The sequence below is a fragment of the Clostridium nigeriense genome (assembly GCF_900086595.1).
GTDB lineage: Bacteria > Bacillota > Clostridia > Clostridiales > Clostridiaceae > Clostridium > Clostridium nigeriense.
Map to the genome: position 1 here is coordinate 1449553 of NZ_LT575472.1, position 17840 is coordinate 1467392.

A 17840-nucleotide genomic window follows, 5' to 3' on the forward strand; every position below is an offset into this window, starting at 1 on the left:
TTTTGAATTTTACTAAGTATTGTATTAATTAAAAAATGAATATATAATTATTTCATAAAATGAAATCGATAACAAAGGGTTAGAAAAAATTATAATAAGGAGAGTACAAAATGAAAAGAGAAAAAATAGTTATAAATACACTAGTATTACTTGAGGATTTAAAAAGTGGAGTTCCTCAAAGTTTAATAATGGACAAGGTTAATGATATAGGAATAAAGAATGTAGAAATTAGGCGTGAGTTTATAAAAAATTTCAATGAAGAAGTTTTAAATATAAGAGAAAAGGCAAATAAATATAATATGAGAATATTTTATTCAGTACCAGAATTATTGTTTAAGGCTAATAAACTTAGAGTCAAAGAAATAGAGGGCTTTTTTAATGAAGCATATAATATGAGTTCTCATAATATTAAGATGATTATAGGAGAAATTGATGAGTTAACAGAAGAGGATGTAAATATTATAAATGACTTATGTGAAAAGTATTCTATAGAACTTACTGTGGAAAATGATCAAACTCCTGAAAATGGTAGAGTAGAAAAAATATATAATTTCTTAAAAAGAAATAAGGAACTAGGAGGAAATATTTCATTTACTTTTGACGTAGGCAATTGGATATTCCAAGATGAGGATCCAATTAAAAATGCTGAGAGATTAAAAGAATTTGTTACATATGTTCATTTAAAAAATGCAACTGAAGATAGAAAAAATACCTTAATAGATAAAGGTATCTTAAATATAGAAAAGATATTAATTAATCTACCTAATAATTTACCTATGGCATTGGAGTATCCATGCAATTCAATAGAGGAAATTAATTCAGAAATAGAAAAAATTCTAAAATTTTAATTTTAGATAAATTCATAAAAAATAGAAATGGTCAAGCAGTTAATTTATATATGGTTTATTGCTTGACTTTTTTATGCGATATTACATATATTTGGAGAAAATACAAAGGTGAATATAAATTTAGAAAATTTTAAATATTTACAAATTGCTGTTGCATTTAGAAAAATTTAGTTATATAATAAATTCATAAATGAAATCGATAACAAAGAAATAAAATATTTATTACTTTAGTTAATCGGTTTCTAAAAATATAAATTAATTTGTTTTTGTATTATGTTAACCGGTTTCTAAAAATATAAATACACATAAATTTAAATATAATTATTATAAATTTATGTTAACCGGTTCACCTAAATTTATAATATATTAACCGATTAACTATGCTTTAGGAAGGATGAATTAGATGAAATCTACAAGTAGTAAAAGGTCAACTATAAAAGATGTAGCAGAAATGGCACAAGTTTCAAAAACAACTATATCAAGATACTTAAATGGACAATATGAATACATGTCTACAGAAACCAAGGATAGAATAGAGAAAATCATAGAAGAACTTAATTATCGTCCTAGTAATATTGCGCGAAGTTTAAAAAGTCAAAAAACCGGAGTTATAGGTTGCATAATTGCTGATATAGGTAGCCCATTTTCATCTATTGTAGTAAAAGGAATAAATGATGTTTGCAAAAATATGGGATATGATGTGTTATTTGCAAATACAGATAACAATCCTGAAAGCGAAAAAGATAGCATCAAATCCTTAATGGATAATAAGGTAGATGGTCTTATTATTAACACAACTGGAAAAATTGATGACTACTTGTTAGAACTTAATAAATGTGGAGTTAAGATAGTTTTAGCTGACCGTTGCTTAAGTAAAATAAATGAAATAGATACTGTTACTACTGATAATTATAGAGCAACTTATAAATGCATGGAGTTCTTATATAATCAAGGATATAAAAAAATAGCCTTTTTTACTCAAGATATATCAGGTAATAGTAGTCGTTATTTTAGACACGATGCTTACAATGATGCAATAAAAAAACTATATGGTATAGATGGTAATGAATTTACTTATTTAATAGATGAAAAGAATATGGAAACTTGCGAGAAGGGACTAAATGATTTCAATAAAAAATGTAATGGGGAACCTGGAGTTATTTTTACAGTTAATGGTGTTACTCTTCTTAATGTGCTTCATGGTATGAAAAATTTAGATATAAAAATCAGAGATGACTTAGGGGTTTGTGGATATGATGACTGGGGTTGGGCATCTTTAATACCACCAGGAATAACTACAATTACTCAGGATTCTTATGAATGTGGGGTTCAATCTGCAAAGCTTCTAATTAATAGAATTAATAAAGAAGATAATAGTGAGCCTAAGTTCATTGAAATACCAGCTGAACTTGTTGTAAGAGGATCAACAGATCCTAAATAATAATAAAGGAGATGGGATTATTGAATAAACAAGAAGTTAAAAAATTACTAAAGGGTAAATTGATTGCAGTTATCAGAGGTGAGGACTTAGAAGAGGCAAAGCTTATATGCAAAACTATTATTGAGTCTGGAATAACAACGTTAGAAATCACTTTTAGCTTACCAAGGGCAGAAAAATTAATAAAAGAACTGAAAAATGAAATGCCACATGCACTAATAGGCGCAGGTACAGTCCTAAATAAAGGACAAGCAGAGTTAGCAGTAGCAAATGGAGCAGATTTTATAGTATCTCCTTGTATAGTAAAAGAAGTTGGTGATTACTGCAAAGAAAAAGATGTTTTTTGTTCAATGGGTGCAGCTACACCTACAGAAGCATATGACTCATATTTAGCAGGTAGTGATGTGGTGAAACTTTTTCCAGGAGATTGTTTATCAATGAAGATGATTAAAGGAATAAAAGCTCCAATGCCTTTTATTGAAATGATGCCAACAGGTGGAGTTGATGATAAAAATGTTAAAGAGTGGTTTGAAAGTGGTGCTTATGCTATAGGATTTGGTGGATATCTAACAAAAGGAATTAATTCATCTAATCTTGGGCTGCTAAAAGAAAGATGTAAAATATTGATAAATGCAGCTAAATAAGGAGAAGAAAAATATGAAAAGTGACAAATTAGTAATAAATACTTTAGTATTACTTGATGATTTGAAAAAAGGTATTTCTCAAAGCGATATAATGGATAAAATCAACGAAATGGGAATAAAAAATGTAGAGATTAGACGTGAGTTTATAAAAGATTTCCATGAAGAAATTATAAGAATAAGGGAAAAAGCAAATAAAAATAATATGAAATTATTTTATTCAGTTCCAGAATGGTTGTTTAAAGAAAATAATCTAAGAATCAATGAAATAGAAGGATTTTTTAATGAAGCTTATAAAATGAATTGTCATAATATTAAGATGATTATAGGTGAAGTTAATGAAATAACAAAAGAAGATTCCAAAATTATAAATGATTTATGTGAAAGATATTCTATAAAGCTTACTGTAGAAAATGATCAAACAGCTGAAAATGGTAGAGTAGAAAAAATATATAATTTTTTAAAAAGGAACAGAGAATTAGGAGGTAATATTTCTTTCACTTTTGATGTAGGGAATTGGATATTTCAGGATGAAGATCCTATAAAAAATGCTGAAATATTAAATAGCTTTGTTACATATGTTCACTTAAAAAATATAGATGAATCTAGAGGAAATACTTTAATAGATAAAGGTATATTAAGTTTAAAAGATATATTAAATAAATTACCTAAAGATTTACCCATGGCTTTAGAGTACCCATGTTGTTCCATGGAAGAAATAAAACTAGAAATAAAAAAGGCTTTAAAATTTTAACTTAATTATAAAATAATTATTTAAGAAGGTGATTTATGAAGAAATATTATATTTAATCAATTTATATTTTTAATATTTAATATTTATTTTAAAGGGGAGAAAAGATTATGGATATGGTTATTGGAATTTTATTATTACTTACTTTTATTGGATTCATAGTATATGCTGTTAAGGGTGGAAACATGATGATTGGTTTCTTAGTAATGGCAATAATATGGACAGCCTTAGGAATAATAGGTGGCCAAATTACATGGGCAGATGCTCAAACTAAAATATTTCAAGGTGGACCAGAAAGCTGGGGAGCTACAGCAGTTGTAGTTATATTTGGTAGCTGGTTTGGACAAGTTCTTGTTAAAACAGGAATTGCAGCTAAGATTATTAGATTAGCAGTTGAATTAGGTGGGGATAAACCACTAATTACAACAATATTAATTTCAATAGTAACATCACTTATATTTACAAGTACATTTGGAGCAGGAGCAGTTGTTGCAATTGGTGTAATCGTATTACCAATATTATTATCTCTTGGAGTACCAAAAGCTCTAGCAGTTTCATCTTATCTTATGTCTGTTGGTTCAGGAATGTATGTTAATATAGTACTTTTCAAGCAAATGCAAGGTATATTCGAAGGATTTCAATATGATGCAAATTACTTGAAGTTTGGATTTACTGCAATGGCATTACAAGTTTTAGTTATAATTATAATGTTAGCTGTAAGACTTAGAAAGACTAAAGTAAGCCATGCGTGGGCAGCTAATGCAACAAAGACAGTAACTGAAGAGCATGTACCTGGAATAGCTTTAATAACTCCAGTATTACCAGTTATATTAGCTATAGCATTTAAATGGCAACCTATTCCTGCATTTATAGTGGCTTCATTTTATGCATTATTTGTTTGTGGAAAAATTAAATCATATAAAGAGTGTGAAAAAGTTATTTCAAAAACATTCTATGACGGTGTTGTAGACGTTGCTTCATTATTAGGATTCTTATTTATACTACCTATGTTCAATAAAGTTGCAGGCTTTAACTCAGTATTCTTCCAAAGTATATTAGGAGGAATTATGCCAACTAGTACATTGTTATTATGTATATTATTTGCAGTAATTGCTCCACTTGGATTATTCCGTGGACCATTAACAGTATTTGGTGCTGGAGCTGCAACATTAGGTATTTTAAATGGAATGGGAATTTTCTCAGCAGAACTATTATTCCCATTAATATATATCCCAACAATTACAATGAATATTTCTTGTTGTCCAACACAATCTTGGAATTTATGGGCAATTAACTATTCAAAGACAAATACAAAGGATTTCTTACGTTCAGGTGTAGTTTGGGGTTGGATAATTTGTTTATTAAACTCATTAGTAGTTTACTTTATGTATGGGATGTAAGTAATTTATACAAAAGATATTAATAAACTAATAATAAAATTGGAATGGAGGAATAATTGTGGCAAATAGAGCAATTCGTGTGGGTATAGATGTTGGAGGAACTCATACTAAAGCAGTAGCAATAGATAATGAAACACATGAAATTATTGGAAAGGGATCAGTTATGACTACTCATGATGACGAAATGGGAGTTGCAACTGGAGTTATTGAAGCATTTAAATTATGTTTAAATGCAAATAATATTGATCCTAATGATGTTATATTTATAGCTCATAGTACGACTCAAGCTACTAATGCACTCTTAGAAGGTGACGTTGCTGAAGTTGGTATTATTGGAATGGGAAAAGGTGGTATAGGTGGACTTTTAGCTAAAAAGCAAAGTAAAATTGACGATATTGACTTAGGAACGGGAAGAATAATTAAAGTGCATCACACATATTTAAAACAAAAGGATGTAAATGAAGTTAGTATTGAAAAAGCACTTAATGAATTAAAAGATCAAGGTTCTAATGTAATCGTTGCCTCTAAAGCCTTTGGTGTCGATGATTTAACTGAAGAAAATGAAGTGAAAAAAGTGGCAGAAAAATATAATATTCCTGTTTCAGTAGCATCTGAAATAAGTAAATTATATGGACTTACAAGAAGAACAAGAACTGCTGCTATTAATGCTAGTATTCTTCCAAAGATGCTTGAAACTGCTAATAGTACTGAGGATAGTGTTCGTAAAGCTGGAATTAAAGTTCCATTAATGATTATGCGTGGTGATGGTGGTGTAATGGATATTGGTGAAATGAAAAAACGTCCAGTATTAACCATGTTATCTGGTCCAGCCGCCAGTGTTGTTGGTGCATTAATGTATTTAAGAGCTTCAAATGGTATATATTTTGAAGTTGGTGGTACAAGCACTAATATTGGAGTAATAAAAAATGGTAGACCAGCAGTTGATTATTCAATAATAGGTGGACATCCAACTTATGTGAACTCTTTAGATGTTCGTGTACTAGGAGTTGCAGGGGGAAGCATGGTTAGAGCATCAAAAGATGGAGTTGTTGATGTTGGTCCAAGAAGTGCTCATATAGCAGGTATGCCTTATGCAGTATATACTCCAATTGAAGAAATAGAAGATCCACAAGTTGAGTTCTTTAGGCCTAAAGATGGAGATCCTTCAGATTATGTTTATATTAGATTGAAAAATGGAAAGAAAATTACAATAACTAATAGTTGTGCTGCTAATGTTTTAGGTTATGTAAAGCCAGAGCATTATTCATATGGAAATCCTGAAGCTGCTCGAAAAGCTATTGAACCATTAGCTAAATACATGAATACTACTGTTGAAGATGTTTGTGAACAAATTTTAAGAAAATCTTACGAAAAAATTAAACCAGTTATTTTAGAACTTGCTGAAAAATATAAATTAGAAAAAGATCAAATATCCCTAGTGGGAGTTGGTGGTGGCGTTTCAGCATTACTACCATATACTTCTAAGCTTATGGAATTAGGATATAGTATTCCAGAAAATGCAGAAGTTATTTCATCCATAGGTGTTGCTTTGTCAATGATAAGAGATGTTGTTGAACGTGTTATTCCGTCTCCAACTAAGAAAGATATTGCAGACATTAAAAAAGAAGCTGCTAATATGGCTATTGCTAATGGAGCAGTTCCGGATACTGTTGAAGTTCAAATAGAAATCGATTCACAAACTTCAAGGGTAACAGCTATAGCGTTAGGATCCTCAGAGGTTCAAACTACAGATTTATTAAAAGCTTGTAGTGAAGAAGAAGCAAGAGATATTGCAGCAAAGTCAATGGGAGTATCTGTTGAAGAAACAAAATTAATAACTAAGAGTAATGTATTTTATGTATTTACTTCTAAAAAGAAAGATGGTTCTGATCAAATAAGAATTGTAGATAAAAAAGGGTTTATAAAAGTTCAACGTGGTGATGGTGATGCTAGAAAATGTACAGTTAAAGAAGCACAAAAAGTAATAGAGGAAATGTGGGAACAATTATCGGTATTTAAAAATGATATTAAGTTAACACCAGATATGTATTTATGTACAGGTGGTAAAGTCCTTGATTATGCTGGAATGATGGATCTAGATCAACTTTATCTAGTTGTGGATACAGAATTAATAACATTAGAAGAAGATGAAGAAGTAATTCTAATTGGAGCTAAAAATGATATATGATTAAAGAAAAGGTAGATTTTCTTATTAGTATGAATGATGAAGAGTGGGGTCAATATGCTTTTAGCAGAGACCCCCTTAAAGGTAAAGTTTCATATGAGTTAAGAAAAGAAATGATAGAAAAAGCAAATGAGTGTGGCAAGAAGGAAGCTATAAAATTAAAAGAAAAATATAAAGATGTTCCTATAAAAAAGATTATTAAAAGAATGAATATAGATTATATAGAGAAGAATTCAAACGTAACTGAAACATATATCATGTTTGCTTGTTACAACAGTCCAAATAAAATAACAATATTTAAAAAAAATAAAACAATGGTAGAAGAATTTATTAAAGAAAATGATCTTAGCAGTAAGTTAGAATATATTGATGTTGAAAGTGTGTTACTTGCTCATGAATTATTTCATCATATTGAAGAAAATAATAAAGACATTTATACAAAAAATGAAAAGGTAGTTTTATGGAAAATAGGTAGCTATAAGTATAAATCAGGATTAGTATGTATTGGAGAAATTGCTGCCATGGCATTTGCAAAAGAATTATTATCAATAAATTATAATCCATATGTATTTGATGTTTTAATGCTATATCCACATGATAAAAATAAGGCTACTGAATTATATAAAGAAATAGAAGAATTTAAAGGAGGGCTTTAATATGAGTAAAGTAATATTATTCGGAGAACCTATGGCTATGTTTACAGCTGAAGAAGAGGGTCCTCTTGATGAAGTAGAAGTGTTTAGAAGATCATTAGCAGGAGCAGAAGTTAATGTTTGTACTGGTCTAACCAGATTAGGCCATAAAGTAACATATGTAACTAAACTTGGAGAAGACCCATTGGGGATGTACGTAAAAAAATTTTTAGATAGAGAAGGAATAGGAACAGAATTTATAACATTTGATCCTATATACAAAACAGGAACTATGCTTAAGAGTAAGGTTTCATCTGGAGATCCTATAACTGCATACTATCGTAAAGGTTCAGCTTTTTCCCATATGAAAAAAGAAGATATAGATAAAATAAATTTTGATGGTGTTTCTTTAATTCATGTTACAGGTATCCCACCAGCATTGTCTTTAAGTTGTAGAGAGGCTACCTATAGATTAATTGAAAGAGCTAAGGAAAACAATTGCTATATAACTTTCGATCCTAACTTAAGACCAGCTTTATGGGAAAGTGAAGAAGTAATGATAAAGGTTATAAATGAGCTAGCGTCTAAGTGTGACTTAATATTACCAGGTGTATCTGAAGGATTAGTATTAACAGGAAGTAGCGAACCAGAAAAAATTGCGGATTTCTATCAAAAATTAGGTGTTAAAGATGTTATTATAAAAGAAGGTAGTAAGGGAGCATATGTAAGAAGTGGCTCTCAAAGCTTGAGACAAGAAGGTTTTAAAGTTGATAAAGTTGTTGATACAGTAGGAGCAGGTGATGGTTTTGCTGTAGGGATAATAAGTAGTAAGTTAGAAGGACTAGGACTTAAGGAATCGGTAATAAGAGCAAATGCTATTGGAGCAATTCAAGTTACCTTTGTAAGTGATAATGAAGGACTACCTACAAGAGAGGAATTAGAAGAGTTTATAAAGGAGAATTAGTATGAAACTTCAAGTAGCTGTAGATAGAGTATCTATAGAAAAAGCAATTTATATAATAAAAGAAGTAGAAGAATATGCAGATATTATTGAAATAGGAACATCTTTAATTAAGGACTTTGGATTAGAATCAGTTCGTAGAATAAAAAAAGAGTTTCCCAATAAAATAATTTTAGCTGATATTAAAACAGTAGATGAAGCAGAATATGAGTTTGAAGCAGTGTACAATGCTGGAGCTGATATTGCTACAGTACTTGGAGGAGCTTCATTAGAAACATTGAGAATTTGTAGAAGAGTGGCTAATAAATATAAAAAAGATTATTTAATTGACTTAATTGAAGTTTCAAAGGAAAAACAAGAATCCCTTAAAGAATTTTCAGATGGAATAATTTGTGTTCACTTACCTTCTGATAATGGAAAATGTGGACTTGAAGATTTAATTAACTCAACAATAGGAAGTTTAAAGGATTTTAATAGATTAGCTGTTGCTGGAGGGGTTAGCAAAGATAGCATTAGTACAATCAAAAAAGCAAAGTTTCATATAGCTGTAGTTGGTGGAGCTATTACTAAAGCAGAAGATATAAAAGAAGCTGCTAAGGATTTTAAAGCATTTATGGAGGATGATAAATAATGGAACTATTTAGTGTTATATTAGAAGAAATAAAAGAAGTTATTTCTAAAGTAAATGAAAGTGATTTTATCAAAGCAGCATCAACAATAAATAAAGAACGAAGAATATTTGTTGATGGTGAAGGTCGTTCAGGACTTATGGCTAAAGGCTTTGCTATGAGACTTATGCATTTAGGTTATAATGTTTATGTGGTAGGGGAAACTATTACTCCTGCTGTAAGTAAAGGAGATCTTTTTATTGGTATTTCAGGTTCAGGTAAAAGTCCTAATATAGTTGCTGACATGAAAAAAGCTAAGAATGCTGGATGTGAAATATTAGTATTTACAAGTAATAAAGAATCAGATATGGCTAATGATGCAGATAAGATAGTTGTTGTTCCAGGAACAGTTAAAGGAGATGCAGGCTCAGAAAGAAAATCAATACAATTATTAAGTTCATTGTTCGATCAAAGTATTCACATAGTTTTAGATGGATTATGTTTATATCTAAGTCAAAGAGATAAAATATCTAATGATTCAGCTACTAAAACTCATTGGTAATAAAATTGAATGTTAAAGTTAGGCTATCTTAAGGTAGCCTTTTTTTGCTTATAATTAAGTTTCAATTATATTTTGTATTTTTCATTGATTTGAATAAAGTTTCCAAAAGTTATATACTATTCTTGAGAAAATATGGAGGGGAGAGGTTTTATGGAGTATTCATATAATTTTACTGAAGAGGAATATGATTTTTATGTAAAAGAAAGCATAGAAAAAAATAAGAAGTACACAAATTTTAATTTAATAAATAGGATGAAAAAAATACAGAAGATTGCTTTAGTTATTTTAATTATATGTATATATTTATTAACATTTATTTTAATGATTATTGAAGATTTTAGTTTAATTATTTCTGCTATATTTGCTACAGTAATGGCTGCATTAACATATTTTTTTATTAAAAAAATTAGAAGTAAATTTTCAAGATATGTCTCTAATAATGGATATAAATCTATATATGAATTAAATTTAAAAGAGAAAGGAAGAAAAAGAATAGTCTTAGATGGTCCTTTTTTAAAGTATTATTCTGGGAATGAGATTTGTGAAATTAACTGTAATTTAATAAATAATATTGATAAGAATGAAAAATTTTTAATTATAACATATCTAGATTCTAATATATATCTTCCACTTAGAGTTATAAATTCCTATAATGAAGAGCAGGAATTTGTAAATAAAATTAATAGTTATAAAGAGAGCAATTGTGAAGCTATAAGAGATAGTTTTGATGGTATTAGTACTGAAAAAATATTATTAGATGATAGTGATATTAATGAAGTAATTAATTATCTAATGCATAAGAAAGAGTTTAAAAGTAAGATGTTAAAAATCTTCTTACCTATAATATTTATTGAAATAATAGAATTTATTTTAATCTATGCACTTCTTTATATTTTGAATTTAAAAACTATTAGTATTATTTTAATTTTAACCATATTATTTATAATAATGAACTTTATTTTATTACCGAAATTTATTAAAAAGTTATTTAGAAAAATGCTTTATAAAGAAGAGAAAGATGAAAATGGATATAGAATATATATAAATGAATATGGTATATATAATTTTAAAGAAAAGCTACTAATGGGCTCAGTATGGAATGAAAACTTAGTTTTAGACAAGAATAATGATAATTATTTTTTAATTGATGATATAACTATAATTGCGTATATTCCTGCAAAAGCTTTCAATAATATAGAAGATAAAGAATTATTTATTAATAAATTAAAGAGTTATTTAAAGAAATAAGGGAGGTAGAAAAATGAAAATAGAAATTTGGTCAGATATATTTTGTCCATTTTGTTATATTGGAAAACGTAGATTTGAAAATGCTTTAAGTAATTTTAAAGATAAAGAAAAGGTAGAGGTAGTATTTAGAAGTTTTGAATTAAATCCTGATGCACCTAAATTTAATGATAAATCAATACATGAAGCTATTTCAGAAAAGTATGGAATAAGTCTTGAGGAAGCAAAACTTAATAATGAAAATATAGTTAATCAAGCTAAAGCTTTGGGACTAGATTACAATTTTGATTCTTTAGTTTTAACTAATTCTTTTGATGCTCATCGTATGATTCATTTTGCCAAGGAATATGGTAAAATGGAGGAGATGACAGAAGCTTTATTTAAAGCATATTTTATAGATTCAAAAAATATTAGTGATATTGATTCATTAGGTAATATTGCAGAGAGTATAGGTTTGAATAAAGAAGATGCTATAAAAATTCTGCAAAGTGATAAGTATAAAAACCAGGTTAGAGAAGATGAAAGTTTAGCTAGAAGATACGGGATTACTTCAGTACCAACTTTCATTTTTAATGATAAATTTAAGGTTACAGGAGCTCAACCAGAGGATATATTCTTAATGGCATTAAATAAAGCCATAGAAGAAGAAAAGACTTTATTAGATTTACGAGATAAGGAAAATGATAATCAAGGTAATAATGTTTGTATTGATGGAAAATGTAGTCTTTAATAAGAATCCAGGATTAATTCCTGGATTTTTTATACTTTAACAAGAAATAAATTTAGTTAATAATAGCTAAAAATATGAGGTGTGTTTAAATTAAGATCATGGAGATTATATTAAATTTCATAGTATTATGTGTAAATTATCATAGAAATAAGAAGAAGATTTTAGTATAATTTTTAATTGGTAATGCGCAAATATAAATTTAATAAATTTAGGAGAAAATAATGAAGCATTTAAATAGAGTAGTCTTCTATATTTTAGGGATATTTTTAATATCTCTAGGAAGCGTTTTGGCTATTAAATCTAAACTAGGAGTATCTCCAATAAACTCACTTCCTTTTAGTTTAACTAAAATAAGTAATATAAGTTTGGGAGTTGCTTCAACAATGTTATTTATAGTTTATGTCATTATCCAAATTATTATTTTAAAAAAAGATTTTGACAAGATACAATTACTTCAAATTATATTTGCCATACTATTTGGACAGTTAGTAAATTTTTTTAATACTATTATTAATATAAATTTAGAAAGTTATACTATTAGAATAATATTATGTATAGGAAGTCTTTTTATTACTGCAATAGGAGTATTTTTAACTATAACAGCAAATATTGTGCCTGTGGCTCCAGATGGTTTAACTAATGTTATTAGCATAAAAAGAAATAAAGACTTTGGAAAAATAAAGATATACTTTGATTGTACAATAGTAACATTGTCAGCCTTGTTACTAATATTTTCAGGTAAAAGCTTGGAGGGAATAGGGGTTGGTACCTTACTAGCCGCTATATTTGTTGGGAGAATAGTATTTTTTATAAATAAAAATTTTAAGGAAAAGGTCGAAAAAATTATCTTTTTATAAAAATATTTATATTTGAATTAAATTTATTATATAAAGATATTGACAATGTTTACAGCATATATTAAAATAAATTCATATTAATAATGATTCATTTAAGGATTGTTACTGGAACGCAGGCAAAACCTAAATTGATATCAAGTTGGTTAAGGGGTAAACTATAACTATTTGGTATTAATTTGGGTTTTTTTGTATTAAATGTTTCTAATAAAAATTATTAGAAAGGAGTTAAATGGAATGCTCATAAACAAGGTGCTAAATAATAATGTAGTAACCAGTATAAACGAAAATGGTGAAGAAGCAGTAGTTATGGGAAGAGGGATAGCCTTTCAAAAAAAGAAGGGTGATGTCATAGATGAAGAGAAGGTTGATAAAATATTTGTACTAAAAAATAAGAGTATAAATAATAAGTTAGTTGAGTTAATAAAAGATACCCCATCTGAAAACTTAGAAGTGGCAGAAGAAATAATAAAGTACGCTGAAGAAAAGTTAGATACTAAATTAAATGAAAATATATATTTAACACTTACTGACCATATAAGTTTTGCAGTTTCAAGGTATAAAAGTAATTTGGAAATGAAAAATGTCTTGTTATGGGATATAAAAAGACTTCATCAAAAAGAATTTGCTATAGGTATTAAAGCATTAGAATTTATAAAAAACAAACTGGGTATAGAGCTTTCAGAAGATGAGGCAGCAACAATAGCCATGCATATTTTAAATGGTGAATTAAGTCAAGATATGCCGCAAATAGTAGATATAATAAACTTAATAAATGAAATGTTGAAAATAGTTAAGTATCATTTTAATATAGAGTTTGATGAGGAATCAATAAACTATTATAGATTTATTACCCATTTAAAATTCTTTGCTCAAAGACTAGTAAATGGGAATTATTATGAAGATAATGATAATGAATTATTTGAAATTATAAAAAACAAGTATCCAAAATCTTATGAGTGTACAAAGAAGATAGAAGGATTTATAAATCAAAAGTTTAATAGTGAGTTGACTAAAGAAGAAAAATTATATTTAATAGTACATACTGCAAGAGTTGTAAAAGAAAATCAATAATTTAATACAAACTTTTGGATTGTAACTGATTCGATCAGGCAAAACCTAAGTTAACAGGAATATTTACCTAAAGAAAGTAGATAATATATTTGCGCATTATCATATAATTTTAAGGTTTAAGTATTTTGTTAATTTAGGTTTTTTTATATAAAAAAACTGATAATAATTTATGGATGGAGGGGATAATAGGTATTTAAATTTATAACAAGAAGTTTCATAGGATTGTAACTGATTCGATCAGGCAAAACCTTAATTCTTCAAATTTTACTAATAATAAATTTTGAAAGTGAGGAATTAAGCTATGAATTATGAAAATTTAGCTAAATCAATTTTAGAAAAAGTAGGCGGAGAAAAAAACGTATCAAATTTAACACATTGTGCAACAAGACTAAGATTTAATTTAAAGGACAAAACAAAAGCTAACACAGATGGAATAAAAGCTTTGAATGGAGTTATGGGTGTTGTGGACAAAGGTGGACAATACCAAGTTATTATAGGAAATGATGTAAATAATGTATATAAAGAAATAATGAAGATTAGCAATATAGAAGGAAAAGAAAATGCTTCAGAAGAAGTAGATGATAGAAAAACAATTGCTAAAGTAATAGATACTATTACAGGGATATTTACACCTATTTTACCAGCAATAACAGCAGCAGGTATGATGAAAGCAGTACTTGCTTTATTAAAGGCTTTTAATTTATTAACACCACAATCTCAAAGTTATCAAGTTATAGATTTTATGGCTGATGCTGCATTTTACTTCTTGCCAATATTATTAGCAAGCTCAGCAGCTAAGAAGTTTAAATGTAATCAATATTTAGCAATGATGCTTGGAGGAATGTTATTACATCCAACATTTGTATCTATGGTAAGCACTGCTAAAGAAGCAGGAACCTCTATAGGGGTATTTGGATTACCTATATCACTAGCTACATATAGTTCAAGTGTATTACCAATAATACTTGGTGTTTGGTTTATGTCATATGTAGAACCAATAGCAGATAAAGTATCACCAAAGGCTATAAAATTCTTTACAAAGCCTTTAATTACAGCATTAGTAACAGGAATAGTTTTATTAGTAGTAATTGGACCAATAGGTTATATTGTCAGTGATAAAGTAGGTTTAGCAATTAAGACAATTGAATCCTATGCTAGTTGGTTAGTTCCAACACTAATAGGTGGATTAACTCCATTATTAGTTATGACAGGAACTCATTATGGACTTATTCCAATAGGAATAAACAATCGTATGACTATGGGATATGATACAATAATATACCCAGGTATGTTAGCATCAAATGTATCTCAAGGTGCAGCTGCTTTAGCAGTAGCATTTAAAACTAAGAATTCAGAAATTAAACAATTAGCATCATCAGCAGGTATTACAGGAGTTTGTGGTATTACAGAACCAGCATTATATGGTGTTAACTTAAGATTTAAAACACCTCTATATGCATCAATGATAGGTGGAGCAGTTGGTGGATTATTCTTAGGAATATTCCGTGTATGTAACTACTCAGGAGGATCTCCAGGATTCTTAACTTTACCAAGTTATATTGGTGGAGAATCAATGATGAACTTTGTATATGCATGCATAGGAGCAGTAATAAGTGTTGTTGTTTCATTTGTAGCTTGTTTAGTACTATACAAGGATGCTGAAGAAGAAGTTAAAGAAGAAGTTATAGTTAATGAAAATAAAAAGCCTTTAGTTAATAAAATTACTATATCTAGTCCAATAAAAGGAGAAATCCTACCTTTAAATAAAGTAAATGATGAAACTTTTGCTTCAGAAATGATGGGAAAAGGTGTTGCAATAAATCCAAAAGAAGGGAAAGTTGTATCACCTATTAATGGAAAGGTTCAAATGCTTTTTAAAACTAAACATGCTATTGGTTTAAAATCTGATGATGGAGCAGAAATTTTAATTCATATAGGAATGGATACAGTTCAATTAGAAGGAAAGCACTTTACAGCACATGTTAAGGATGGAGATACAGTAAAAATTGGAGATACTTTAGTAGAATTTGATATGGAAGCTATAAAAAATGAAGGTTATGAATTAGTAACACCTATTATAGTAACAAACACTATGGATTATTTAGAAGTTATAGCAAGTGAGAAAAAAGAAGCTAATTTAGGAGATACTATTATAAGCATAATCTAAAAGTTAACGGGGCTGTCTGTGCGACAGTCCCTTTAGTGAAAAATAGATGATGTAAAGAACTCCTATGTGAGTTTTAAAACAAAGTTAGATTTAAATTATTAATATATTAATTTAATGTGTGTTTTAAACTTACAATATAACTTAAACATATGAGGAGGTAAAAATATGAATAAAGAATTTAATGAATTTCCAAAAAAATTTCTTTGGGGTGGTGCATTAGCAGCTAACCAGTGTGAAGGTGGATATAAAGAAGGTGGAAAAGGCTTAACAACTGTAGATTTATGTCCAGCTGGTGTTAATCGTAGAAAAGTTATGGAAGGTAACATAGATGTATTAAGACCTTTAGAAAATGAGTATTATCCATCTCATGAAGCTATAGATTTTTATCATAGGTATAAGGAAGATATTGCTTTATTTGCAGAAATGGGATTTAAATGTTTAAGAGTTTCTATAGCTTGGTCAAGAATTTTCCCTAATGGAGATGAAGAAACTCCAAATGAAGAAGGATTAAAATTTTATGACTCTATGTTCGATGAAATGATAAAATATGGAATAGAGCCTGTTGTAACTATATGCCATTTTGATACTCCAATAGGAATAATAGAAAAGTTTGGTGGATGGAAAAATAGAAAATTTATAAATTTTTATTTAAATTACTGCAAGGCAATATTTACTAGGTATAAGAATAAAGTTAAGTACTGGATGACATTTAATGAAATAAATATGATATTACACTTACCTTTTATGGGTGCAGGAGTTAGATTTGAAGAGGGTGAAAATGAACTTCAAATTAAATATCAATCAGCTCATCATGAACTTATAGCAAGTGCTTTAGCTACAAAATTGGCTCATGAAATTATTCCTGGTTCTATGGTAGGTTGTATGCTTGCAGCTGGAGAATTCTATCCATATTCATGTAATCCAGAAGATGTAATCTTGGCAAAAGAAAAAGATAGAGAAAATTTATTTTTCATAGATGTACAATCAAGAGGGGAATATCCTGGATATGCAAAAAGGTTTTTAAGAGAAAATGGAATTGAGATATCATTTGGAGAAAATGATGAGGAAATATTAAAAAATAATACTGTAGATTTTATAGGATTTAGTTATTACTCAAGTAGATGTGCAAGCTCAGATCCAGAAATATTAAAGGGGCAAACTGCAGGGAATGTATTTAAGACTGTTAGAAATCCTAATTTAAAAGTATCAGAATGGGGATGGCAAATAGATCCATTGGGCCTTAGAATAACATGTAATTCTCTATACGATAGATATCAAAAGCCTTTATTTATAGTAGAAAATGGACTTGGAGCTAATGATGTAATAGAAGAAGATGGCTCTATAAATGATGATTATAGAATAGAATACTTAAGAGAGCACATAAAAGCAATGAAAGAAGCAATAATTGATGGTGTAGATTTAATAGGATATACGCCATGGGGATGTATAGATATAGTTTCTGCATCTACAGGGGAAATGAAAAAGCGTTATGGGTTTATTTATGTTGATAAAGATAATGATGGAAATGGAACACTAGAAAGAAGAAAGAAAAAGAGTTTCTATTGGTACAAAGAAGTTATAAATAGTAATGGAGAAAACTTATAAGTATAAAAAGTTTGAACAATAGTTCAAACTTTTTTTATTTTCATAATAACGAATTTTGCTAAATGTAAAGGTTTGGTTTGCGAATTGCGACAATAATGTTGCAAAGATATGTTATATATTACTACAAGAAAACATGTTA

General features: G+C 28.4%; 16 protein-coding genes. All 16 read left to right on the plus strand.

Annotated features, from left to right (window positions below; translation table 11 throughout):
• Positions 1 to 110: 110 nt before the first annotated feature.
• Complete coding sequence (locus BN6774_RS06870) at positions 111 to 848, plus strand: sugar phosphate isomerase/epimerase family protein (protein ID WP_066891685.1); 738 nt, start codon at positions 111 to 113, stop codon at positions 846 to 848.
• Positions 849 to 1251: 403 nt separating this feature from the next.
• Positions 1252 to 2289, plus strand: a complete 1038-nt coding sequence (locus BN6774_RS06875) for a LacI family DNA-binding transcriptional regulator (protein WP_066891689.1) — start codon at positions 1252 to 1254, stop codon at positions 2287 to 2289.
• Between the two features lie 11 nt (positions 2290 to 2300).
• A complete protein-coding gene (locus BN6774_RS06880) occupies positions 2301 to 2930 on the plus strand; it encodes a bifunctional 4-hydroxy-2-oxoglutarate aldolase/2-dehydro-3-deoxy-phosphogluconate aldolase (protein ID WP_235829590.1) in 630 nt (209 codons plus the stop codon).
• Between the two features lie 13 nt (positions 2931 to 2943).
• Positions 2944 to 3681 carry a sugar phosphate isomerase/epimerase family protein gene (locus BN6774_RS06885; protein ID WP_066891695.1) on the plus strand — a complete coding sequence of 246 codons (738 nt, stop codon included), beginning with the start codon at positions 2944 to 2946 and terminating at the stop codon, positions 3679 to 3681.
• A 107-nt stretch (positions 3682 to 3788) separates the two neighbouring features.
• Complete coding sequence (locus BN6774_RS06890; protein ID WP_066891700.1) at positions 3789 to 5078, plus strand: citrate transporter; 1290 nt, start codon at positions 3789 to 3791, stop codon at positions 5076 to 5078.
• Positions 5079 to 5136: 58 nt separating this feature from the next.
• The gene (locus BN6774_RS06895; RefSeq protein ID WP_066891704.1) at positions 5137 to 7266 is read left to right on the plus strand and encodes a hydantoinase/oxoprolinase family protein; all 2130 of its coding nucleotides are present in this window, start codon (positions 5137 to 5139) and stop codon (positions 7264 to 7266) included.
• Complete coding sequence (locus BN6774_RS06900; RefSeq protein ID WP_066891707.1) at positions 7263 to 7919, plus strand: hypothetical protein; 657 nt, start codon at positions 7263 to 7265, stop codon at positions 7917 to 7919. Before BN6774_RS06895 ends, BN6774_RS06900 begins: the two co-directional genes overlap by 4 nt.
• Before the next feature lies 1 nt (position 7920).
• The gene (locus tag BN6774_RS06905; protein ID WP_066891710.1) at positions 7921 to 8859 is read left to right on the plus strand and encodes a sugar kinase; all 939 of its coding nucleotides are present in this window, start codon (positions 7921 to 7923) and stop codon (positions 8857 to 8859) included.
• 1 nt (position 8860) lies between these two features.
• Complete coding sequence (locus BN6774_RS06910; RefSeq protein ID WP_066891712.1) at positions 8861 to 9487, plus strand: orotidine 5'-phosphate decarboxylase / HUMPS family protein; 627 nt, start codon at positions 8861 to 8863, stop codon at positions 9485 to 9487.
• The gene (gene hxlB, locus BN6774_RS06915) at positions 9487 to 10026 is read left to right on the plus strand and encodes a 6-phospho-3-hexuloisomerase (RefSeq protein ID WP_066891716.1); all 540 of its coding nucleotides are present in this window, start codon (positions 9487 to 9489) and stop codon (positions 10024 to 10026) included. Before BN6774_RS06910 ends, hxlB begins: the two co-directional genes overlap by 1 nt.
• A gap of 150 nt (positions 10027 to 10176) precedes the next feature.
• Positions 10177 to 11274 (plus strand): hypothetical protein, encoded by a 1098-nt coding sequence (locus BN6774_RS06920; protein WP_066891720.1) that lies wholly within the window; start codon positions 10177 to 10179, stop codon positions 11272 to 11274.
• 13 nt (positions 11275 to 11287) lie between these two features.
• Positions 11288 to 12001 (plus strand): DsbA family oxidoreductase, encoded by a 714-nt coding sequence (locus BN6774_RS06925; protein WP_066891723.1) that lies wholly within the window; start codon positions 11288 to 11290, stop codon positions 11999 to 12001.
• A 221-nt stretch (positions 12002 to 12222) separates the two neighbouring features.
• Positions 12223 to 12858: a YczE/YyaS/YitT family protein gene (locus tag BN6774_RS06930; RefSeq protein WP_066891726.1), complete on the plus strand. Its 636-nt coding sequence runs from the start codon at positions 12223 to 12225 to the stop codon at positions 12856 to 12858.
• Positions 12859 to 13092: 234 nt separating this feature from the next.
• Positions 13093 to 13929, plus strand: a complete 837-nt coding sequence (gene licT / locus BN6774_RS06935; protein WP_066891729.1) for a BglG family transcription antiterminator LicT — start codon at positions 13093 to 13095, stop codon at positions 13927 to 13929.
• Between the two features lie 301 nt (positions 13930 to 14230).
• Positions 14231 to 16096: a beta-glucoside-specific PTS transporter subunit IIABC gene (locus BN6774_RS06940; protein WP_066891732.1), complete on the plus strand. Its 1866-nt coding sequence runs from the start codon at positions 14231 to 14233 to the stop codon at positions 16094 to 16096.
• Between the two features lie 165 nt (positions 16097 to 16261).
• Positions 16262 to 17701: a 6-phospho-beta-glucosidase gene (gene ascB, locus BN6774_RS06945; protein ID WP_066891735.1), complete on the plus strand. Its 1440-nt coding sequence runs from the start codon at positions 16262 to 16264 to the stop codon at positions 17699 to 17701.
• Positions 17702 to 17840: the final 139 nt, after the last annotated feature.